General features: G+C 31.6%; 33 protein-coding genes and 1 tRNA gene. 20 read left to right on the forward strand and 14 right to left on the reverse strand.

What is annotated here, in order from left to right; genetic code table 11:
• Positions 1 to 30: 30 nt before the first annotated feature.
• Both K5782_RS04850 and K5782_RS04855 read left to right on the forward strand, forming a co-directional pair.
• Positions 31 to 285, forward strand: a complete 255-nt coding sequence (locus tag K5782_RS04850) for a hypothetical protein (RefSeq protein WP_366069400.1) — start codon at positions 31 to 33, stop codon at positions 283 to 285.
• Between the two features lie 58 nt (positions 286 to 343).
• Positions 344 to 425, forward strand: a tRNA-Ser gene (locus K5782_RS04855).
• Between the two features lie 128 nt (positions 426 to 553).
• Here K5782_RS04855 and K5782_RS04860 read toward each other — a convergent pair.
• Genes K5782_RS04860 through K5782_RS04870 form a run of 3 tightly spaced genes read right to left on the reverse strand, consistent with a single transcriptional unit; the run spans position 554 to position 1,041 of the window.
• Positions 554 to 724, reverse strand: a complete 171-nt coding sequence (locus K5782_RS04860) for a hypothetical protein (protein WP_297464439.1) — start codon at positions 722 to 724, stop codon at positions 554 to 556.
• A gap of 54 nt (positions 725 to 778) precedes the next feature.
• Positions 779 to 919: a hypothetical protein gene (locus K5782_RS04865; protein WP_297464441.1), complete on the reverse strand. Its 141-nt coding sequence runs from the start codon at positions 917 to 919 to the stop codon at positions 779 to 781.
• On the reverse strand, positions 919 to 1,041 hold the full coding sequence (locus K5782_RS04870) for a hypothetical protein (RefSeq protein WP_297464443.1): 123 nt from the start codon (positions 1,039 to 1,041) through the stop codon (positions 919 to 921). The genes K5782_RS04865 and K5782_RS04870 overlap by 1 nt, the downstream gene beginning before the upstream one ends.
• Positions 1,042 to 1,367: 326 nt before the next feature.
• Between K5782_RS04870 and K5782_RS04875 the strand changes: the two genes are divergently transcribed.
• Entirely contained in the window at positions 1,368 to 1,556 is a 189-nt protein-coding gene (locus K5782_RS04875) for a hypothetical protein (RefSeq protein WP_297464445.1), read from the forward strand.
• Positions 1,557 to 1,699: 143 nt separating this feature from the next.
• Here the strand turns inward: K5782_RS04875 and K5782_RS04880 are convergent, their stop codons facing one another.
• Positions 1,700 to 2,092, reverse strand: coding sequence for a hypothetical protein (locus tag K5782_RS04880; RefSeq protein WP_297464448.1), 393 nt, complete (start codon positions 2,090 to 2,092; stop codon positions 1,700 to 1,702).
• A gap of 99 nt (positions 2,093 to 2,191) precedes the next feature.
• Complete coding sequence (locus K5782_RS04885; protein WP_297464451.1) at positions 2,192 to 3,250, reverse strand: Vms1/Ankzf1 family peptidyl-tRNA hydrolase; 1,059 nt, start codon at positions 3,248 to 3,250, stop codon at positions 2,192 to 2,194.
• A 126-nt stretch (positions 3,251 to 3,376) separates the two neighbouring features.
• On the opposite strand from K5782_RS04885, the gene K5782_RS04890 reads away from it, so the two are divergent.
• Both K5782_RS04890 and K5782_RS04895 read left to right on the forward strand, forming a co-directional pair.
• Positions 3,377 to 4,165, forward strand: coding sequence for a hypothetical protein (locus K5782_RS04890; RefSeq protein WP_297464453.1), 789 nt, complete (start codon positions 3,377 to 3,379; stop codon positions 4,163 to 4,165).
• 117 nt (positions 4,166 to 4,282) lie between these two features.
• Positions 4,283 to 5,095, forward strand: a complete 813-nt coding sequence (locus K5782_RS04895) for a hypothetical protein (protein WP_297464457.1) — start codon at positions 4,283 to 4,285, stop codon at positions 5,093 to 5,095.
• Between the two features lie 16 nt (positions 5,096 to 5,111).
• Here K5782_RS04895 and K5782_RS04900 read toward each other — a convergent pair whose 3' ends face one another.
• Entirely contained in the window at positions 5,112 to 5,921 is an 810-nt protein-coding gene (locus K5782_RS04900; protein ID WP_297464459.1) for an adenylate/guanylate cyclase domain-containing protein, read from the reverse strand.
• Positions 5,922 to 6,076: 155 nt separating this feature from the next.
• On the opposite strand from K5782_RS04900, the gene K5782_RS04905 reads away from it, so the two are divergent.
• On the forward strand, positions 6,077 to 6,250 hold the full coding sequence (locus tag K5782_RS04905) for a DUF1059 domain-containing protein (protein WP_297464461.1): 174 nt from the start codon (positions 6,077 to 6,079) through the stop codon (positions 6,248 to 6,250).
• A gap of 76 nt (positions 6,251 to 6,326) precedes the next feature.
• On the opposite strand, the gene K5782_RS04910 is transcribed toward K5782_RS04905, so the two are convergent.
• Complete coding sequence (locus tag K5782_RS04910) at positions 6,327 to 7,025, reverse strand: DUF3347 domain-containing protein (protein ID WP_297464463.1); 699 nt, start codon at positions 7,023 to 7,025, stop codon at positions 6,327 to 6,329.
• A gap of 55 nt (positions 7,026 to 7,080) precedes the next feature.
• On the opposite strand from K5782_RS04910, the gene K5782_RS04915 reads away from it, so the two are divergent.
• The 3 genes from K5782_RS04915 to K5782_RS04925 are packed head-to-tail and all read left to right on the forward strand — an operon-like array spanning position 7,081 to position 8,164.
• Positions 7,081 to 7,320, forward strand: a complete 240-nt coding sequence (locus K5782_RS04915) for a hypothetical protein (RefSeq protein WP_255458159.1) — start codon at positions 7,081 to 7,083, stop codon at positions 7,318 to 7,320.
• A 35-nt stretch (positions 7,321 to 7,355) separates the two neighbouring features.
• Complete coding sequence (locus tag K5782_RS04920; protein ID WP_179364973.1) at positions 7,356 to 7,649, forward strand: winged helix-turn-helix domain-containing protein; 294 nt, start codon at positions 7,356 to 7,358, stop codon at positions 7,647 to 7,649.
• Positions 7,650 to 7,651: 2 nt separating this feature from the next.
• Complete coding sequence (locus K5782_RS04925) at positions 7,652 to 8,164, forward strand: hypothetical protein (RefSeq protein WP_297464469.1); 513 nt, start codon at positions 7,652 to 7,654, stop codon at positions 8,162 to 8,164.
• 31 nt (positions 8,165 to 8,195) lie between these two features.
• Here the strand turns inward: K5782_RS04925 and K5782_RS04930 are convergent, their stop codons facing one another.
• Positions 8,196 to 8,612 carry a DoxX family protein gene (locus K5782_RS04930; protein WP_297464470.1) on the reverse strand — a complete coding sequence of 139 codons (417 nt, stop codon included), beginning with the start codon at positions 8,610 to 8,612 and terminating at the stop codon, positions 8,196 to 8,198.
• Positions 8,613 to 8,696: 84 nt separating this feature from the next.
• Here K5782_RS04930 and K5782_RS04935 point away from each other — a divergent pair, with 84 nt between their 5' ends.
• On the forward strand, positions 8,697 to 8,894 hold the full coding sequence (locus K5782_RS04935; RefSeq protein ID WP_297464472.1) for a hypothetical protein: 198 nt from the start codon (positions 8,697 to 8,699) through the stop codon (positions 8,892 to 8,894).
• A gap of 8 nt (positions 8,895 to 8,902) precedes the next feature.
• Here K5782_RS04935 and K5782_RS04940 read toward each other — a convergent pair whose 3' ends face one another.
• Positions 8,903 to 9,976, reverse strand: a complete 1,074-nt coding sequence (locus K5782_RS04940; protein ID WP_297464474.1) for an L-threonylcarbamoyladenylate synthase — start codon at positions 9,974 to 9,976, stop codon at positions 8,903 to 8,905.
• 247 nt (positions 9,977 to 10,223) lie between these two features.
• Between K5782_RS04940 and K5782_RS04945 the strand changes: the two genes are divergently transcribed.
• The 5 genes from K5782_RS04945 (at position 10,224) to K5782_RS04965 (ending at position 16,311) form a co-directional block, all read left to right on the forward strand.
• Positions 10,224 to 10,379, forward strand: a complete 156-nt coding sequence (locus tag K5782_RS04945) for a hypothetical protein (RefSeq protein WP_297464476.1) — start codon at positions 10,224 to 10,226, stop codon at positions 10,377 to 10,379.
• Between the two features lie 188 nt (positions 10,380 to 10,567).
• Positions 10,568 to 10,765, forward strand: coding sequence for a hypothetical protein (locus tag K5782_RS04950; RefSeq protein WP_297464478.1), 198 nt, complete (start codon positions 10,568 to 10,570; stop codon positions 10,763 to 10,765).
• Positions 10,766 to 11,069: 304 nt separating this feature from the next.
• Entirely contained in the window at positions 11,070 to 13,391 is a 2,322-nt protein-coding gene (locus tag K5782_RS04955) for a beta-propeller domain-containing protein (RefSeq protein WP_297464480.1), read from the forward strand.
• A gap of 60 nt (positions 13,392 to 13,451) precedes the next feature.
• Positions 13,452 to 14,468 (forward strand): hypothetical protein, encoded by a 1,017-nt coding sequence (locus K5782_RS04960; protein ID WP_297464482.1) that lies wholly within the window; start codon positions 13,452 to 13,454, stop codon positions 14,466 to 14,468.
• Positions 14,469 to 14,724: 256 nt separating this feature from the next.
• Positions 14,725 to 16,311: a peptidase gene (locus tag K5782_RS04965; RefSeq protein WP_297464484.1), complete on the forward strand. Its 1,587-nt coding sequence runs from the start codon at positions 14,725 to 14,727 to the stop codon at positions 16,309 to 16,311.
• A gap of 130 nt (positions 16,312 to 16,441) precedes the next feature.
• Here K5782_RS04965 and K5782_RS04970 read toward each other — a convergent pair whose 3' ends face one another.
• Positions 16,442 to 16,597 carry a hypothetical protein gene (locus K5782_RS04970; protein WP_297464487.1) on the reverse strand — a complete coding sequence of 52 codons (156 nt, stop codon included), beginning with the start codon at positions 16,595 to 16,597 and terminating at the stop codon, positions 16,442 to 16,444.
• Between the two features lie 10 nt (positions 16,598 to 16,607).
• Positions 16,608 to 16,964 (reverse strand): MscL family protein, encoded by a 357-nt coding sequence (locus K5782_RS04975; protein ID WP_297464490.1) that lies wholly within the window; start codon positions 16,962 to 16,964, stop codon positions 16,608 to 16,610.
• Between the two features lie 277 nt (positions 16,965 to 17,241).
• On the opposite strand from K5782_RS04975, the gene K5782_RS04980 reads away from it, so the two are divergent.
• The 3 genes from K5782_RS04980 to K5782_RS04990 are packed head-to-tail and all read left to right on the forward strand — an operon-like array spanning position 17,242 to position 18,096.
• Positions 17,242 to 17,472 carry an Lrp/AsnC ligand binding domain-containing protein gene (locus K5782_RS04980; protein ID WP_297464493.1) on the forward strand — a complete coding sequence of 77 codons (231 nt, stop codon included), beginning with the start codon at positions 17,242 to 17,244 and terminating at the stop codon, positions 17,470 to 17,472.
• Between the two features lie 15 nt (positions 17,473 to 17,487).
• Positions 17,488 to 17,664 (forward strand): hypothetical protein, encoded by a 177-nt coding sequence (locus K5782_RS04985; protein ID WP_007550297.1) that lies wholly within the window; start codon positions 17,488 to 17,490, stop codon positions 17,662 to 17,664.
• A 57-nt stretch (positions 17,665 to 17,721) separates the two neighbouring features.
• The gene (locus tag K5782_RS04990) at positions 17,722 to 18,096 is read left to right on the forward strand and encodes a hypothetical protein (RefSeq protein WP_297464495.1); all 375 of its coding nucleotides are present in this window, start codon (positions 17,722 to 17,724) and stop codon (positions 18,094 to 18,096) included.
• Between the two features lie 168 nt (positions 18,097 to 18,264).
• On the opposite strand, the gene K5782_RS04995 is transcribed toward K5782_RS04990, so the two are convergent.
• Positions 18,265 to 18,573: a hypothetical protein gene (locus K5782_RS04995; RefSeq protein WP_297464633.1), complete on the reverse strand. Its 309-nt coding sequence runs from the start codon at positions 18,571 to 18,573 to the stop codon at positions 18,265 to 18,267.
• Between the two features lie 62 nt (positions 18,574 to 18,635).
• Positions 18,636 to 19,097, reverse strand: coding sequence for an SRPBCC family protein (locus tag K5782_RS05000; protein ID WP_297464497.1), 462 nt, complete (start codon positions 19,095 to 19,097; stop codon positions 18,636 to 18,638).
• Positions 19,098 to 19,171: 74 nt separating this feature from the next.
• On the opposite strand from K5782_RS05000, the gene K5782_RS05005 reads away from it, so the two are divergent.
• The gene (locus K5782_RS05005; RefSeq protein ID WP_297464499.1) at positions 19,172 to 20,443 is read left to right on the forward strand and encodes an exonuclease SbcC; all 1,272 of its coding nucleotides are present in this window, start codon (positions 19,172 to 19,174) and stop codon (positions 20,441 to 20,443) included.
• A 4-nt stretch (positions 20,444 to 20,447) separates the two neighbouring features.
• On the opposite strand, the gene K5782_RS05010 is transcribed toward K5782_RS05005, so the two are convergent.
• Positions 20,448 to 20,633 carry a hypothetical protein gene (locus tag K5782_RS05010; protein WP_297464635.1) on the reverse strand — a complete coding sequence of 62 codons (186 nt, stop codon included), beginning with the start codon at positions 20,631 to 20,633 and terminating at the stop codon, positions 20,448 to 20,450.
• A 93-nt stretch (positions 20,634 to 20,726) separates the two neighbouring features.
• On the opposite strand from K5782_RS05010, the gene K5782_RS05015 reads away from it, so the two are divergent.
• Positions 20,727 to 21,125: a Mov34/MPN/PAD-1 family protein gene (locus K5782_RS05015; protein ID WP_297464501.1), complete on the forward strand. Its 399-nt coding sequence runs from the start codon at positions 20,727 to 20,729 to the stop codon at positions 21,123 to 21,125.
• Positions 21,126 to 21,185: the final 60 nt, after the last annotated feature.

Genomic DNA, 21,185 nt, shown 5'->3' on the forward strand with positions numbered 1-21,185 from the left:
ATATATAAAAAAGAAAAATCTAATCACATGGTGAACCGTTTGGATTTATCTGAAAACTTGAGAGAGAAAATATATGACATTAAAGAATCCCAAAATAATTTTTTAAAAATTGTTTCATACTTTCCTTTATCTGAAGATGAAAAACAATCTATTTTGAAAAAAACTCGACATGTTGATTTTCGTTCAATCTTTTCTGATCATGTGTCTGAAGAAGAATGGAACAAAACTAAACATCAGATAATTAAGCGCTTTCAGAATGAACTATTTGATATAGATTCAGCATAAATTATTTTTAAAAATTGTTTCTGATTTGCTTTATTATGTGGTAGTTCTAAGATTTCTTGCCAGGTTAGCCAAGTGGAACGGCGGCCGTCTCGAAAACGGCTACGCGCAAGCGTGCAGGGGTTCGAATCCCTTACCTGGCGTACTCAAGTTTTTCTTTAAATAGTTTGTACCTAAATTTCTTAAAAAATTAAAAACTCTGGTAGGGCGTTGACCTTTACCACTTACACTCTTACTGATAAATTAGAAAAAATGGTTTTTGTTTTTTATTTTATGTGTTTGGTACATTGCCATCGACATCAAGCAAATTCCCACATGTTTGACATTCCCATTTTTCATCAGACATTAATTGATTGACGTTTGTTACTCTTGATGCGTTACAGACTTTACATTTGGTTGACATTATTTTGATTTTACTGGGTGTGTTTTTTCGTGCTCTCATACTTGCTCAAAAGTATACGAAGTTCCTTCCCACTTGAAATTGCACTCTTTACAGCTATATCTCATTTTTCTCTTCACTATGTTGTTTTTTCCATACATTACATGCTGGACAACGACTAATTGTTTTGGATAATATTTTTTTTGAGAATACATTGCCACAGTTTTCACATGTTTTCAAATCATTTAGAGTAACCATTATGATGTTGCTTCCATTGTTTTTTTGTTTTTCAAATGTGTTTTTTCATGGGTTAAAACATGTTCAAAAGTATCTATCCATCCTTCCCAATGAAATTTACAATCTTTGCAGTTATACTTCAATTTTGTTTTGTCTCTTTAGATTCTTTGAATGCGTTTACGTCATTAGATGTCTTTTTTTGGTTTCGTTGCAATTTTGCAAATAGTTTTTTTAACATACACACATAGGTCATATCTTACATATAAGGCAAGGATTATGACAAAATGGATTTTCTTTCGTAGCTGAGTAGTCAATTCAGTCCTTCTTTTCAGATATGCAAACTCACACCACTACGATACTAGTAATATGTTGATTTTCTTTATAGGACTTCCTCAGAGTGGGTTAATTAAGACGAAATGACGTATGGATGTTATGAATACCATCTCATTCCATTGGCAAAAAACATGTATTGATTGCAAGAGAATACATTGCCAAAAGGGCTGTAACTGTGATTGTCATTGGAAACCCTAGATGTATTTTGACATATCCGATTATAACTCAAGACACATGCCCACATGACGCAAAAGTAAAGATGGCAGGATATTCTGGAATGTATGAATGTACAAGATGTCATAAATTTATTCGTGATGATAAGTAAAATTACAAATATTTTCCTACATTCTTTTGTTATTATGTATTCAATTCATAATTCTTAGTTTCTAATTATTTTCATGCCTATGTTTTTGTAGGGTGTCAATTCTTTTTACCTTAACTCTTACCTGGCGGACTCATACTTTCCTGCTAAGATTTTTTCATTTTTTGAAATAGTTTAAACACTGTTTTTCCTATTTTGACTTGTTTTATAATTTTCAAACTAACTTTCAATATCTTAAATCCTACAAAAACAGGCATAAGTACAAGCATAATTATTTCAAGCCAATACTTTTTTACAAATGATTTTGTATTTCGTATCTTCAAATATGCTATCAATAGTTCTAATGTCAAAAGACCTACTATTGCCCAAAAAATAATATCAAATATGATGATAGCTTGTTCTGTGATCGTAAATAATGGTTCGGAAATTCCTAATGAGGAATATTCAATATTTACTAACCCAAAAATAAATATCACGATTAATGAAAAAGTGATAAAACTCAGTACTTTTTTGAATAATGGAGAAAATAGTATTTTCACAACAATTTTTTTGTGTAAGATCATTATAATATCGTTCTGGAGTTTTATTTTCCATACAAAGTAATGCTAGATATTTTTTTGTATTTATGATATTGCTGATTATTTTATTTTATATCGTAAAATAGCTAATACTGATTCATCAATTTCTAATTTTTTAATTATTTTTGGAGATGATGCAAATTCTATTTTTGTTGACATTTGTTTTGCAATTTCAAGCATTTTCATTATTTTTCTAAAATTAGATGAAGTGTAATATTGTGTGGAGACAATTAGAGTATCAACTGCTCCTTGTTCTAATGCTTTATAGATGACAGTGTTTACTCTTGCCGTTAACCCTTCTTTAACCAGTTTTTCATATTTTTCAATGATCTCTTCAACATGTTTTTTTCTATGTTGATACAAATGTTGAATTATTTTTTTATACAAATCAATTTTCGGTGTGGAGAATGAAATATTTTCTACAAATCTGCATTTTTCTGTTAACTCTGAATTCATCTCATCAAAAAATTCTGTTTTTGCTTGACCACTTCCGCCAATTAGAATTAATTCCGAGTTTGCATCTATTGTTTTGACCTTTTCTGCTACTTTTTTGTAAAAAACATGAATCTTAGTTTGTCTTGCTCTTAAGAATCGACCTTGACTTTGTCCTCCTTTTTTGTGTCTTCCACGTAAATCTATTTTTAATTTAGATTCTTGTATTACTTGCGTTCCGTGAAATCTCTTTATTTGAGCAGATTTTTGATCAAGTATAATTAACAAAACATCTTTTTGTGTTTTTAAAACATCATAAAATGGTTTTAGAAATGGTTTTTTGCTTACCATGTAGACATATGGTAATTCTTTTGAAATCCCAATTTCTTTTAAGATTACTTGATCTTTCTCAATCCATCCAAAAATAATGAATGTTTTTGTAAATTTACCTGTAGATGATGGGTTTTTCCTAAGTTCTATAATTCTATTTTCAATTTTTGATTCGATTTTTTCAATCTGTTTATTTCTTTTTATTTCTTTTAACAGGGAAATGGTTTCCTTTCCTTTTCCATGTTGGTAGTATACAGACACAGTTGTATTGTTGACTTGTTTTATCTCGTAAAGAAATTGATTTATCGACAACCATTCAGATGGAGTGATCTCTGATGACACTATCTCTCTTTTCATGATTTTTCATTTTTTTATTGGTTAATAATTTGTTTTAATTCGCTCTATTATTGCTTGATTAGTTGATTTTGTAACTTATTTTACATTTAGTGAATCCATTTTATTGCCCTATTCATCACTGATATCATGAAAAAGATATTTTATATTATACTCCCAATTGTTGCGTTTTCTATAGTTCTTTTTAATGCATTTTTTGGTCATTTAATTTTCCTGTCTGACACTGAGCATGTGATAAACAAATACTCCGTGTATGTACATTTACTATCTGAATGGAATAGTTCATCTAAAAATATTATATTTGAGGTGACAAATTCTTGGTACAAATCTGACAAACATAATGTCAACCATATATTCAATGCAGAATCTAAAGACTATAACAAAAATCAATTTCAAAAGATAAATGGAAAATCATATGTCGAATTAAAACATGAATTTAGTGATTGTCAAGAAGAATGGCAGCCAATGCTCTATAGAAAAGTTGTAGACAATATCAGACATGAGGTAGAATATGTGCAAGGAAATCAGCTAAGCACAAATCCTGATGTATCTGTCTATCCAAATATTGAAAACCAAAACTATGATAATTTCAAACAACAATCAAAAATTAAAAATGGCTATGTGCAATTTTTCCCTATCTGTACATCCAAAAATATTACATCCTATGATTATAGCATAAAAACAGATAACAAAGATTTAGGTTTTGATGTATATTTTGTCTCATCCCCTATACATCGTGAGTATTTTGCAAATTCTAACTTTGATTATTACAAAGAATCAGGTTGTTTTGGACAAAACAAACAAAGCTATAGCGGTACATGCAAGAACATTACAAAAGATAGCGGATTGTTAGTGATATTTCCAGATGATCTTATTCCGTGGACTACAAAAGTTACAGTAAATCTTTATGAAAATTAGATTTTTGGTGACTGATAAAATCTACTCTAATTTGTAAAAATATTTTTTAAATTTAGATTCAATTAGGATTTAATCAAAGGTTATAATTTAACCATCTATTTACAATTTGACAAAAAAATGTCATACAAAACAAGACAAACAAAAATAGCAATTGCTGCTGCAATAGCAATTATTGCAGTAAGTGTTACTGGAGCATATCTAATTCCGGCACAAAGCACTGTAGTTGTTGTACCTACAACTCAGGCTGATCAGGAAAGATACGATGCACTAGGAATTGCTCAAAAATATGTGGTAACTAGTCCAACTTTTGCTTTTGATGGCGACATAAATTCACTCAAAGTTGAATACGTCGGTTCTACAAAATCAATCCCATCTGATCATATCTTCAAGGCTAGCTTTGAATCAAGTCAGGGTGGATTTGGCAATAGAGAAGGCCAAATGCTTATCCAAGCAATTACGCCTCACATCATGGAAATTGTGGTATCTGAGGGAAAAGTAATTTCAGCAATTACTGATAAAACTTGGGATGAGCAAAGAGAACTATTCATTCAACTAGAGACAGAACTTGATACTTCAAATCAAGTTACTGAGTATGATTATGTTACACTCATCGATGCATTTGAAAAAGATGGCATTGATGTGAATGTAGTTGAAGTGTTGGAAGATTCATCGTTTTTAGTACCGACAATAGTTGTTAAAGTAAACGATGAGACGATTCAGATCTATGAATTTTCTTCAGGTACTGATGCACAAAACGCATCCAACCTTGTTTCAAAGGATGGAACACAGATAGGTTCAAGCATAATCAGATGGATTGATGAGCCTCACTTTTACAGCAAAGGTAAATTAATTGTACAATACATCGGCCACAATCAAGAAACGCAGAGTTTGCTTGAGTCACATTTAGGCAACCAGTTTGCTGGAATGTAACTCTGCATCTCTTTTTTTATTTTCCAATATACGTATACACTGGATAGACTTTTTTTGTTTTTGTAGATTTGTAGCTCCATTCTAATTTATCTAATTTCAAACGTGCAAAATATTCTTGAATTGATTTGTGTAGTTTGGTGTAAATGTCATCTCCGACTACAATCTGATCAGGCTGAGCCAGATTTTGGATTTTAGCTGCCATACTTACTGAAGGTCCTAAAATATCTACATGGGATTCCTGTAGATCATCGCCATAACATACAATTGTATTTTCGCCGTAATCGATGCCGATTTTTATCTTCAATTCTGGTAAATTGTTATTTTTTAAAATAGGATTTATTCCAAGTTTGAGAATTTTAAGCATTGATTCTGCACATGTGACTGCTCTGTTTGCAACTGATGCTGATAGATTTTCTGCAACAAAATATCCAATAACTGCATCGCCTACAAACTTTAACACAAATCCTTCATGACGTTTAATCACATATGCCATCTCTTGAGCAAAAGTAGTAAAAACAATGGCTAGTTTTTCTTTTGGCAAATTTAGGATCATATCTGTAGACCCAACAAGATCTACAAACAACACTGCCATATTCATGCTCTTCAATACCTTTTCCCTAAGAAATATTTCTGATTCTTCAGTTACGGTAGAATACAAAAATTCATGATTCAATGATTTTAGTACTCTGTCATGTACTTCTGTAATTAGAGTTTCAGAATCTACTACTTTTTCTGTACCTCTTCCAAGTAGCATGTCTACTATGCTTGGAGTTTTTGGTGATAGCAAATTTTCAATACCTTTATTTTCAATTTTTTTAGTTACCATTCAACACTTATCCTGTAAAGAGTGTTAATTATTTTTGCTTAGTCTACTGTGTCTTATTTCTTATTCTTAGTCAATTACTATAAAAATGAAATTTTATTGAATCCAAGATAATTTAGAACCATTAACTTTATACTAACATACGACTCTAGTAATCTATGTTAAAATTCAAATGTAGCTCGGTTGGATTTGATTGTAATTTTGTTGCCAAGGGTAAATCTGAGGAAGAAATCTTAACACAGTGTGCAGCACATGCCACAAAAGATCATAAAATGAAACCAGAAGAAATTACTCCTGAATTACAAGATAAAATCAAAAAAAAATATTCATAAATCCTTATTTTAAAATATTTTATTTCGTTCTCATTATGATGGAGTTAGTTTAATTATAAATAAGAAAAAAGAAATATTAGAATCCAGAATTTCTCATGTTGAGAAATGATGGTCTAAGTTCTTCGAGTTGTTTTTTGAGGGATTGGGCAGTTTCAATATCGCCGTTCTTAATTGCCTCTCTTAGTTGTTGAGTCAAGTCAAGAAAGTGTGCTCTTGCAGCATCAATTTCTGTATTTCCTGTTGGTTCAGAGAATTTTTGCTGAAATTTTTCATACTTTTCCATTTTGTCCCCATGCATCTTTTCTTTCATTTTTGAATGATCAAATGTTTTGGTGACTGTGGTAAAGTTTGTAGCATCACCTGCATCCACAACAAAGATGTTTACCGTCTTTGTATTTGATTCAACATCTTTATTCATGCTGATGATGGTCCATACAACATACTTGTTGCCTTCACCGTCTTTTGCAATTCCTATGCCTGCTTTCATTGCATCAGTAACCTCATTACTTTCAGCAACAGAAACGGCTTGACCTAGAGAGACTGTTATTTGACTTTTTAATGAATCATGAGTCTCTTTGGTCATTTCTTCAGGAATTTGTATAGTTCCAGTAAATCCTTCAACTAAGATAGCATGATGTCCTCTTTTCATGTCTTTCACACCAGCCCATTTTGCTTTGTCTGTACCGTCTGCCATCACATACGGAGTAGCAACTACAAACATTAGCGCAAAGACTGCTGCAAAGGCAGGAATCATGTATTTTGTTTTGGTTTTCATTGATAGTTCCATTAATTTTTGAATAAAAGGCATTGTTATCAAGTGATACGTAACAATGTTACCTGACACTTATCAATCAAAAATATGGCGTCATTATGAGATGACTCAAATTTGTAAGGGCGTTTGTGATCTAAAAAAAGCATCATCGATGCCAAATAACTTACGTTACAAATCAGGTCAGAAAAGATGTGGTCTTTGCGATTGTTATTTCTACACTGAAGATAATACATGTCCTTGTTGTGCTACTAGACTCCGAACAAAACCTAGAAACAAAAGAATATGGGAACAAAGTTGAATTATAATGGAATATGAGTTTAATGGAGATTATATTTGGTACGTGAATATCGAGATCGGATTTACATTAGGAAGGATATTTTGTTGAAACTATACGAATTTGGTGAAATGAATCAAAGTAGATTGATGAGTATTTGTGGTTTAAACAATGTAAAACATAAGGAAATTTTAGATAGCATGGTAGAAAAAGAAATGATTGAAAGAAGAGATGAGTCTTGGGGAAGTAAAAGTATTCATAAATACAGAATTTCTGAAAAGGGAAAAATTTTGCTTGAAGAGGTTTTGCAAAGATATGAAAATTTATTTCCAAGAGATGAGGGGGAGAAGTAAAATTGTCTAAAGATAAAAAAAATAATGAAAATATTTTTGAAATCTTAGATGGAATTATGATCCAACTAAGTAGAACAAAAAAAATGTTTATGATTATGATCATCACCACTTTAATTCTTCCACCGGTTGCCATTTTGGCAATATCTGCTGTATATGACCCTCCTTACCAAGACAGATTTAAAAAAGATCTTGATACTCACTTACAATATCAATTGGAAAATGGCGAAATTACAGAGGATGAATACAATACTTTTAAAGAAAAAATCTCAAAAAAAGAAAAACCCAATCCGTTACTCCGACCACATCAAATTATAATATTTGCAATATCTGTTGGTTGGTTAGCTATTGGTATAAGACAATGGATTGTTCTCTCAAAGTGGGATAAAAGATACAAATTATTCAAAGAAAACCAAAAGGAAATTGACAAAAAATTTGCAGATGATTCTGATGATTTAGATGATTCTAGCGATGAAAATAATTCCCATAAATCCGATAAAAAACAACCTAAATCCTAGAATTTAGTATTTTTTTTAGCTTAAATTCTTGTTACTTAAGAACCCTGGGAACTTTTTTCAAGATATGTGAAATTGAAATTCTTCCAGGTCCTATCACTATGAGCAAAAGACATCCTGATAGAATCAATGTCTCAAATTCTACTCCACCACGGCCTGCAAAACTCTGAGCTCCTTTTGCCACAAAGATCGCCCCCAGCATTACTATTGATAGCAATGATGCAGAAATTCGTGTTAACCCTCCTATTATCAGTAATATTCCTGGAACCAATTCTGCTAGTGCAATCGGAATTTGCATTTCTGCTGGCAGGCCCATATTTGGAAGATTTTCTGCAAAACCAGGTTCAAATTTTCCTAACGAGTGCGCTATGAATATTGCTCCAATTGTAATTCTTATCCCAAAATGAGTGATATCTTGAAAGATAGAGTTACGAATTGTTGCTTCTGCCATCTGTAAAAAATTATTATGAGTATATTTTATCATTAGGTAACAAATGTGAATAAAGGTTAAATGTGATTATTACGTATTTTATTCATGAAGTATACTGTTGCATTGTTTACTGTATTGGCTTTTGCAGCAATATTCGCTATGGTTACTCCGATGGATGCAGCAGTAGCTCAACCTTCTAGTGCAATGCCTGATGGTGAATACAAAGATGGAGATCATGAAGGAAAATCTTGTCCATCTAAAGAGAAAAAAACTGCATCTAGTGATGCCGATTTGAATATCTAGATTGATTTTTAATTGATCTTGATCTTTTTGTAGGCAGCTTTTCCAAGTCTGTTCATTATCCCAAGACCCAGTCCCTTTCTACTGATACCTTGTACGAGTATCACGTCTATCTTTTTTTCATCAAACTCTCTGAATGTTTTAAACAAGTTAGATGCTACCACATCTAACTTTTTACCTAAAAATACTGTCATATCTGATTTGTATTTGGTATTTGTAGTACTAAGTACTCCTACCTTTTTCCCATTCTTTTTAAATTCTGATAAAAGTTGTAATGTCTTGTTTTTTACTTTATCATTTGGGCCTTCAATTAGAATTATTTTTGCATTTGGAGAATAATGTCTGTATTTCATGCCCGGTGAGCGATGTATGGTTTTTGTTTTTCTTTCTTGTATGGATGGATGGATTGAAATTTTACCGATTATCTTTTGAAGTTGTTCTAATGTTACAGCTCCCGGTCTTAATAGCATTGGAGTTTTTCTTGAAAGATCAATCACAGTAGATTCAATTCCAATTTTTGTTTTACCACCATCTATTATCATACTTATTTTGCCATTCAAATCATCAAGTACATGTCCTGATGTTGTGGGACTAGGTCTTCCAGAAATATTTGCTGATGGTGCAGCTAATGGTGTACCTGTTTCATGTATCAATAATTGTGCTATTTTGTTTTCTGGCATTCTCACTGCAACCGTATTAATTCCACCTGTTGTGATTTTTGGAACTAACTCTGATTTTTTTAGAACTAATGTAAGAGGTCCTGGCCAAAATTTTCCAATTAATTTACTAGCTGTATTTGGTATGTCTACTGCTAATCTTTTAAGATCCGAAATATCTGAAATGTGAATAATGAGGGGATTGTCTGAAGGTCTGCCTTTTGCAACAAAAATTTTTTTGACAGACTTTGAGTCCAGTGCATTTGCCCCAAGACCATATACCGTTTCTGTTGGAAATGCAACTATGTTTCCTGATTTTATGATTTTAGAAGCTTGTCTTATCTTTGAAATTTGTGGATTTTTTGAATTGATTTTAAGAATTTTTGTTTGCATTTTTACTTGATTTTTGACTAATGCTATTGCAGTCATATTAAGAGTATGGTGACTTGTTTAACTCGGTTTATTGTGATTTATTTTCTAAACATCATCCAAATTCTGGTCCCGACAAAAATTCCTACTGCAAGTGCTATCAATAATGGAACTATTATTTGTCCTTCTTCCATTTGTTTAATTCGTCAAATTATTGTTTAAACTCTTTTCATACGCACGTTTTGATGATCCCTAGTAAGCTTTCAAGCTTACCGTATTCTATGAACTAGTATCATTAACTAAATACATGAATACAAACACAAATTCACCAAAAAATGAAAGCAGTTGGAACAAAATGGTACACGCTCCTTTCAAAAAGGTAGTTGCCTTTGATCTCATATGTATGGGAATCGGAGTAGTAATCGGAATAGGAATCGGTGTATACCTAATAGCTGGTATGTAGATAGAGACAAAAATATGACTCTATTACAAAAATCCATACCACGATACAAAAAATCGTATTATGCGATATTTGTTATTAGTGTGGTTACAGTTGTCATCATGACAATTTTTTAATTCATGTACAACCTTTTTTTAATTTTATTTTTTAGATATAGTATAACTTAATTATGATTATCAAATAATTGTATTATGGTTAGTAGAAAACTCTCAGCTAAAGAAATAGAAGAACAAAAAAAGCAACAAAAACTTCGAAATAAACTCTCACGTGCTGCCAGAAGAAGTGGAAATGTTAAGAAAAAAGAAGGCAAAGTTAACAAAGCAAAAGCAAAAACAAAGACTCCTAGATCCCAAAAAAAGATGGCAACTGTGAAAAAATCTCGTTACTAAATTATTTTTTCCAACAAAAACTTTATTTCAAAATATTTTTAAAATTTTTCTGATACTTAATATGAACGAATTCAACTCTTCTCTTTTATACAAACTTCGTTAATCCAAATTAAATAGATATAGGATTTCCAGACTAGGTTACCGCCCATCGTCTATTTCATTATGTTGAAAATAATTTGGTTCAATCTCGATTTAATCAAACCTTATCTTTGCAAAATTTATTTACAAAGTATGAAAATATCCCACCATGCAAATTATTCACAATATCTAAATATTCTTCAGCAAAGCAAAGGTGAACTGCACTTTGAATAAAATCATAATATTTGCCGCAATAGTTGCAATTATTGTAGTAGGCGGATTAGGCATGTATCTCTCAATTATCCCTTCACAAGTTACATCTGTTACAAGTGATCCAAACAACATAATAACGCCATTGGAAACTCCATCAAAATTTCCATATCAAATCAATAAGGAAGTTTTTGATTTGTCCTTGTCAAATCACACAAATCTATCAAATGAACCGATAAAATTCAAATCACATCAAGAAATTTCTGATTATCTCAAACAATCAACTAAAAATCAGCAACAAATGATGTACATCCGAGATTCTGCCATGCGAATGCCTACGGCATTTGTAGATAATGAACCACGCCCTGTACCATCTTCAATGAGAGAAGGCGCATTTGTTTTAGAAGAAGCATTGGAACTTCAAAAAAGAATTGAAAGCGGACCTGATGCTCCAACTGCAGGTTCTGGCAGTCCTATTGCTGATGATGTAAACAGTAACAGTGGAAATGATTATTCTGCTACTAATGTTCAAGTCAAAAATGTAGATGAGCCAGATTATCTCAAAACTGATGGAAAATACATCTACATTGGAACACAAAACACTATATCGATAATTGATGCTTATCCTCCCGAATCTGCAAATGTAATTCTTCGATTTGCCTTGGATGTTGATCCTCAAAATATTGAAAACATGTTTCTAAATGATGATCGTCTTATCTTGATGTATCATGGAAGTTCTGAGAGCCAAGCAATTTCAGAATTTGATTTTAGACCATATCCAATTTACAACTCTAAAACTATCATCTCCATACTAGATGTATCTGATAAGAAAAACCCAATGGTAATTTCAACACATGAGGTTGATGGAAATTATTACAATTCAAGAATGATTGGCGATATAGTTTATGTCCTCTCAACAACTGGTGCTGATTACTCTAATCTCATAGTTCCAACCATAATGACAAAAGATACAGTACTGTATCCTGATGTGTATAGATTTCCAAATCCTGAGCCTAATTACAACTTTAACACCGTTACAGCAGTTGATGTTTCAGGCAAACTAATCAATTCAGAGACATTCATGATGGGTTATTCTAACTCAATCTATGTTTCTGAAGATAATCTTTACATTACATATGAGAAAAATATTGCCCCCATTGATTATGAATTAATACAAAAAGAAAGGTTCTTTGATGTTGTCGTTCCACTATTGCCAAAAGATGCTCAAAACAAAATAAAATTAATTCAAAATGATTCCACAATTGATTCAAGAGAAAAGTGGAGACAAGTATCTTCAATACTACAAGATACCTACAACAGTCTATCTAAAGAAGAAAAAGACAAACTATTTTCAAAGATACAAGATGCAATGATAGAATATGATTCTAAATGGCAAAATGACACAAGAAGAACTGTTATTCACAAGATTGCACTAGATGAAGGAAATCTCCAGTATGTTGCAAATAATGACGTCCCTGGATATCCATTAAACCAATTTTCAATGGATGAGCATTCTGGATTTTTCAGAATTACAACAACAAGTGAATCCTTTGGTCCGCGTGAGACCATTCGATCAAACAATGTCTATGTTTTAGATGACTCGCTCAAAATTATAGGTAAACTAGAAAAGATTGCTCCTGAAGAACGAATATACTCTGCAAGGTTCATGGGTGACAAGCTGTATCTTGTAACTTTCAAACAGGTTGACCCATTTTTTGTAATTGATTTATCCACAAACACTCCAAAGATACTAGGAGAACTAAAGATTCCTGGATTTTCAAACTATCTTCAACCATATGATGAAAATATTATTATTGGAATTGGTAGAGATACAAAAGAAAATTCTTGGGGTGGAGTAGAGCAGAAAGGAGTAAAGATTTCTATGTTTGATGTATCTGATTTTAACAAACCAAAAGAGACTGATACTATTGTGATTGGTAGCACTGGAACATATTCTGAAGCTACAGATAATCACAAGGCACTCTTGTTGGATAAAGGTAAAGGAATCATCTCAATTCCAATAAAGACTGACATGGCATCGATTATGCCTCAAAACAAGATTGTAAATGAAGACTATGACAAACAGTGGTATGGATTTTACGTGTATACTGTGGATGCAAATGGATTTGAAGAGAAAGGACAAATTCAACACTATACATGGCAGTATAATTATGGAGGTCAGTACATGCAACCAAGATCATTTTACATCAATGATTCTCTGTATACTGTAATGGATGGAAGTATGAAGATAAATGACATTGATACTCTTGATGAACTAAACTCTATTAAAATTCAGCAAACAGGAAATATAATTCCATATGTTACTGACTTACGTTAAACTCAAATTTAATCAAAGGTTATAATCATACTCTATTAATTACAATTGATAAAAATGTTCATGATTAAAAGAAGAGAATGTACAGCATTAATTGCAATCGTTGTGCTTTGTTTTACTTTTCAATCAAGTGCATTCGGTTCTCCAATTCCTCTAATTCTTACAGGTGATGAATCTTCAATTGATCTAAAGATTGGTGAAACCGTTGACATTAATTCAAACTTTCAAATTATTTTAGTGAATATACTTGATGACTCTAGATGCCCTTCTGATGTTACTTGTATATGGGAAGGTTCAGTATCGGCAGAAATTAACATGATAAAAGATGGAGAAAGTCGCGGTACATACGTTATTCCAATTGGATTAGCTGACGGTATGGAATCTCAATTAATTGACAATTTTTATGTTATGTTATATGATGTAAAACCATATCCTGTTAGTACTAAACAAATAGAATCATCTGAATATGTTGCAACGTTGATTATTTCCAAAATGACAGAGAAGATAGATTCTCCATTAAAACAATTCAAATCCGGAGTTCCAATTAATGAAACTAAATGCAGTGATGATTTGAGACTTGTAATTAAATCGAGTAATTCAAGTCCTGCATGTGTAAAACCTGAAACTGTAAATAAATTACTTTTACGTGGATGGTCCTTCACTTTATCAACCGTTAGTAGTTTTGAGGAATGTGAATCTGCAGGAAATCCAGTGATGGAATCTTATCCAAGACAATGTACAACTCCAGATGGAAAACACTTTGTTGAGCAAATAAATTCGAAAATGATGAGTCCAGAATCAAAATGTGAAAAATATGGCGGAACATGGTCTGCTGATCTAAATGAATGTGAATCTCTCTTGACTATAGATGATTTTATCAAAATATTGTCTGAAACACAAGACATTGATTCTATTTTTGAACAATTTGGAAAACCTCATGATGATATTGGAAGTGGAATCCACATCTACGTGTATTATCTAAATGATGATTCTCAAATCTGGATAGGATATGTGGATGAAATTATCTATGTAAAACACATGGATGAAGAGGGTAACCAGATTGCAATTTTATATGAATGATATATTGATTGTTTCAATTAATTTCAACAGATAATAGTTTTAATTTTGTCTATCTCTTAATTGGTGACAATCACAGTTGCATCCAGTTTGACATTTCATTCTTTTACAGTCAGAGCATGTTTTTTTATTCCAATATGGGGCAGTATTCAATAATTGTATTTGTTTTATGATTATCTAACCTTTTCTTAATTTTCCATGGTTGATGTTTTTATGAAAAGTTGAAATTGTACATTATTTGTAATCATTATGTTATATGATGTCCAAATTCTGGTTACTTTACATAATACTGTCACTTGCTTTTACTTTTCCATTTTCTTATGCTCAACATCATGGAGGTGAGCAAGCCCCACCAATCAGCTTTGGGTCTGGTGAAGTCACTGTAAGCACCACCTTGTTTCCTGAAGATTTTACTCCTCAAAAATACTCTGATGTGAATTTAAAATTAAGATTTTTTGACACACAATCTAATGTTAATGTAGAAAATGTAAGTTATAGAGTTCAGATATTTTACGGTGAATCTCTTGTTGCAAATCAAATGTTTTTTGATAAAGATGGCGAACTAGTTATCAAAATACAACCAAAATCAAATTGTACACAAGAAGATTTGTGGAAATGTACAAAATATTATGGTGATGTTGATGCTATAGTTCCAAACGCCTTAACTTCTACACCTTCTAGTATTCCAGTTATCTCAGGACCTGTTTTTACTCAGAGTGGTCAGTATACCGTAAAAACTGACATAATAGGTGCAAAAAATCCAAAGACTCAAACTTCACAGGATATTCACTTTGAAACAATTGTAATTATTCCAAATGAACAAGAATTCAAAATATCTTCATCTGGCACTGATTATCAAATTTTTTCAAAAAATTTTCAAGGACCGTTAACTAATTTTCAGTTTGATGATTCATCAAAATCCATTTCTTTTGAGATGCCATTTAATTGGGCACATGTAGCACATGTGGATTTTGTAAAGAATTACTTTGAAATCCCAAAAAACTTTTTGCCTTTAGAAAATGTTGTTAGTTTTAATGGCAAAGCAAATGGTATACAACTCCTTCCAATAGATTTACACTATGACAAATATTCTGATGAAGATAGTAACATACTACATTTTATGATTCATAACGATGAGCTAAAAAAACTCAAAAGCTCTGATTCTAAACTTAAAGTTGTTATTACTCCTGAATCCCAATCATCAATAATTTCTAAAGACCTTTTCTTTGATAACGGCATTAAGGCAATTGCATCTTATGATTCACGATATTCTGAAAGTAAAAATATTTTATTTACAATAGTATTTTTTGATTCCAACGGGGAACTCTCTAGTGATATCCGGTATGGATATGGCATAAAAGATCCAACTGGAAAAGAAACTGTAAACACTGGTGGAAACCTTAGCCTTTTGGGAATCGAGTTACCAAATGGCATTGATTCTCAAGTGCTAAGTACACCCATACCTGGAAAATATTCTATGCAAATTGTGCTATTGGGAATAGGACAAAACTCCTATGACAGACCAATGTTTCAAAAATTTGATTTTGAATTAAGTTCAGATGTGAACAAAACTGAATCTCCTGAAATTCCTACATGGATTAAAAACAATGCAGGCTGGTGGGCTGATGGAAAAATTGATGACAATTCATTTGTTCAGGGAATTCAATTTTTGATAAAAGAAAAAATAATGAACATTCCATCTACTCAAAACTCAGGTAATGGTTCTGATGAAATTCCGTCATGGATTAAAAATAATGCAAAGTGGTGGGCTGATGGAAAAATTGATGACAATTCATTTGTTCAGGGAATTCAATTTTTAGTCAAGGTTGGCATAATCAATCCTTGATGCTGATTAGTTAGACATACCAAATCTCACGTAGAAATCGACCATCCTTGTTAAATACAAAATTTGTAATCAATGCTTGCCAAACACAAATTGGTCTTGGAAGATTATCTCCAGGACTGATTTTATTGTTTTATGGATTGACTTGTTGACCTTTTGTTCTGTTGATTATCTCTGATCTTAACGTAGCAAAATCTGCTGTAATTTTTGTATTCTCCTTAATCTCTGTAAGTTCCTCTAGTATTTTTTCTAGTAATTCAATTATTTTATTTTCTTGTTCGTACGCCAACTTCTTATTTTTATGCTTTTGTTTTATCTTCTACTAGCTTGAATCTTGATAATACTTTGTAAAGTATGAATACTATTACTGCAATTATTGCGAAATCTATGACATTTGCAATAAAATCTCCGTATTTGAATACTGAAACAGCTCCTGATACAGTATTGACTACTTCGGTTTCAAGTGCTTTGAGATCACCTGATGGCAATGCTAATCCTATGATTGGGTTGATTATGTCATTAACTAGAGCAGTTACTAGCTTTGATGCAGCTGCACCAATAATGAATGCAATTGCTAATCCGATAATTCCAAACGTCTTAAGAAAACCCATAAACTCTTGAACAAAGCTTTGTTTTGGAGGTGGGGCCTCACTCATATCCTATCTTGTTATTCATGTGGTAAAAAATGTTATCAAAATTTGCAAAATGACATATTTTGATTATTATTTTGTTTCTTTGTTCTTTGATTTTAGTTTGTTACAGATAGAACAATCTTGAATCATCGATTTGATTTTTTGCTTTAATCCCATGCTGAAGCAATTTTTGTTATGAATATAATTTACATCTATTCTGAGATATTGACTAATAATGCCTATTTTCTGATATTCCCGCCTTGATCTAAACTTTGAAATATCTATCTGCCGTAGTTTGGATGTGACTGTTGCTTATGTTATGATTAATTGTGAGCTTGGTGCAGAGGAGATAATTATTGAGAAATTACGAGAAATCGAACAAGTTAAGGAAGTATTTGGAACTATAGGAACTCATGATTTAATGGTAAAATTAGAAGCTGAAAATTTTGAAAAAATCCGTGAGCTTGCTTCAAGGAGTATTCAAAAGATTGAAAAAATTAGAACGATTTCAACGCTAATAAAAAAAGAATAAAGTTGGGTGAACTAAATGCCTCATGAAAAAAATGACATTGAAAAGTTGATTGATACTATGATAAACAATGGTGATGAATTTGTTCAAAAACTTAAAACTGTTCTACCTGATTCTATTTCAGAATCTATGGTTATGTTTCATGAATCTCACGTTGCCAATCTTAAAAAGATTAAAGATTTTCTTAATCAGTGATTTTTCTGCTAATAATTTGTACTATATGCTTTTTAATCATTGATTTCAAGTTTTATTATGACTAGATCTCGTACCATTACAATTCCTATTAATAAAAAAACAAGCTATGCATTTGATGCAATTTTGAACGCTCCGCCAAAAATGATGCCTGATGCAAAAATGTCTTCTGACGGTTGGTGGTCTTTTTCAACCCCTAGGGGAAATGCTAGGTTGAAATTTAAGGAAAATCGTTCACTTGGAATTCTAGACCATGTTTTCATTGATCAAGACTCTCAATGGAATGTTCCAATGCGAATAGTCTCAAGTGGTGAAGACTCTGAAATTGTAATTACTTTAATAAAACCTGACGAATTGACCGATGAACAGTTTGATAGTAGGATGGTAGAAATCGAACAAGTATTTGAAAATATGAAAAAAATCATAGAGATGTAAATCTATTAAATGATATTTGTTTTGAGCACAGCTAAAGAATCAAAGTTAAATACACTTTTTGTAAGTATAGTCTGAGACAATGCCCTACGAAGAAGTGTATTTCCAACGATTAGAAGAAGACGGTCTTGAAGAATTTCAGGAACCTTCCTTGTCTAATCAAAATTAATCTTATTTTTTGTCGCTACTAGGACCTGCCATGTCTTCTGGTTTGACTTCGTTATCCCATTTGCCTCTGATTCCTTTGATCAATGCTACGATGCCAGTGACAATTAATGCTAAAACAAGACCAAAAAATAAAACTTGATCAAATATCTTAAATGAACAATTTGTTGGGACTGGATTTGGTCCTGAATCATAATCGTAGCAGTCTCCAAATTCAGCTGCCTCGATGTTTGCTGTTTGATAATTTCCTCCAAACACTCCTAAAATCAAAAAACCGGCAAAAATAAGCCCCACTGATAAAATGATAAAACGCATGTCGCTCATGTTCTTAATTTTATGATATACTATTTACGCTTTGATTTAATTTTTTACTAGTGCTATTTTTCTAATAATTCCTTTAGATTTTTGAGCGATGTTTCATAAAATGATCCTATGAAATTCACAAACTCTGTAAATTGTTTTGATGTCATCTTTTTGCTGTTAAAGTACGATTGCCATGTTATCTGAGTAGTGTTCTTGTTTTTTGCATTGATGGAAATTGTTGCAACATATGCTCTTAGAGGTAAACCTTCAGTTGCAATATATGTAAAATATTCCCTTTCTTTCCATGCTACAATATGTTCTTCAATTGTATTGCCATCTGTAAATGTAATTTTTCTTATAGCGCCCACATTTCTTCTCTTTTTTGATAAATATGTTGTTTTTTTAACATCAATTACCCATGATGGGAGTCCAACAATATTGCTGATTTTTCTCCACACCTTTTCTTTACTTGCGTTAACTGAAATGGATTTTTTTACTGTATTTGTATGAAATGATTTTTTCGTAGTTTTTGTCATAATTGGTTGTATTTCGGTATAGTTTTAAATTTTATTTCTTTAACATATTTAATCCCATTAAAACAATTAACATTATGGTCTTTGGATGGGGTAAGAAGAAAGAAGTACAATCTGAAGAAGTCCCTACAGAAAAACAAATTCCATTGTCTGAAGTATCAAAAATTGTACAAAAAATGCTTGAATTAAGAACAAATCAAATTTTGAATGATATAAAATCCATCAGAGATAATACTGAGCCCCTGATCAGTGATCTAATTTCAATTGGAAATACACTTGAAAAAGATAATCTCCAAGTTGATGATATAGATAAGCACATTCGAATTATTGTAGTTAGAGGCAAACAACAAGTAATTGACATGATAAAAAAGGATGCAAATCATCTGCCAAAAATTAATTCATTTGATGATGTGGAAAACATGCATACTGTGTTGAATCAAATGCTAAAAAAAATTGGGGATGTTCTAGGGAGGCAAACCAGAGTCATTCACATCTTTGCAAAAAAATATGCAGAAAAATTAAAGGATATCTTGCAAAAAATGAACTCAAATAATATTGAAATTCAACAATTACTGAAAAACTATACTCACACAAGATCAATTTCTGTAGAAATTACTGATTCATTGCAAGAAATTGATAATTTGGAAGATGCAATTGTACAAAAAGAACACAGAATAATTGAAATTAAAAATCATATAAATTCACTAAACACAAAAATAGCTAATTATGAGGATTCAATTAAAAAAATACATTCCTCTGAAAAATATCTGAAATTTTTAGAGTTACAGAAAGTTTTAGATTCATTTTCTGGTGAAAAAAACCAATTAAAAAACGAAATTAATTCCCAATTCACAAAAATTTCTAGACCCCTCAGTAGATATGAACACGTGTCTTCAATGGAAAAAGAACAAAAAACTCTCTTGTCTAAATTAATCGAAGATCCTTTTGGTGTATTGACTCCAAAAAATAAGGATTCTATAATACTAATTTTAGAAAATATCCGAAAAGGAATTTCATCCGGATCAATATCCGTTAAAGATGTTGAAAAATCATTTTCTTATTTGACTGAAATTGAAGAAGCACTTGCTGGATACATTGCACGTGTATCTGATTTTACTGAAAAACGTCAAAAAATTGAAAATCAACTATCTGCACTTCGATCTGACGAACTAACAGAACTTACGCATAACTTACAACATGCTACTTCTGATAAAGATGATTCTGAATCAAAAATCAATGCTATCGAATCGGAATTGAATGATGCACGTTTTACTATCTCTAAACTGATATCCGAAATAGAAGTTAAACTAAGAGAATTTTCTAATACTGTTTATGTTATTGCTAGATGATTAATCATTCTGAAATAAATTTGTCGCATCCTGACGTGCATGGTTTATTCATAACTCCTTCACATTTTTCTAATTCATTATGTGCTATTCTTTGATGCCCACAGATGCGACATTTCATTCTAAAATGTTCTATAACCTTACTGTATGGAACATCTAATGATGCTATTTTTGATGATATGCTGTCATCCATAGTGTTTTCCATTTTGGTTTGATTTAATTCCCCAAAAAAGAGTTTCTAATTGTTAATTCTAAATTTAATTAGATCTAAACTACATGTACTATCATGTTGTTTAAAAAGAAAAAAATTGAAAGACAGGTTTCTTTAGAAAAAAAAGTTTTAGACAGTATTTTGTCTTATTGCCAAATGAAACATCCAAATGAAGGAATTCTTATTTTAAAAGGCAAATCAAAACAAGGACATATTATGATTGACGGGTTGGTGATTCCACCCTTTAATTATTCTGGCCCTACATTTGCAGGTTTTCCGCACTCTTTTCTTCCCTTTGATATGAGTTACGTAGGAATAGTTCATTCTCATCCTAGTGGTTCTGCAGAACCATCAGTTACTGATCTTCATAATTTTTTTGGCCTAGTATCTATAATCGTTCAATCTCCATACGGGGATAATGATGTCTTTGCTTGGGATAGTAATGGAAACCCTGTACCTATTTCTATTGTGTAAATTAGATTGCTCTGAACTTTCCTAAAAAAAATACAAAAAACACTGACAAAACTTTATAAG

The organism is Nitrosarchaeum sp., assembly GCF_025699065.1.
Taxonomy (GTDB): Archaea; Thermoproteota; Nitrososphaeria; order Nitrososphaerales; family Nitrosopumilaceae; genus Nitrosarchaeum.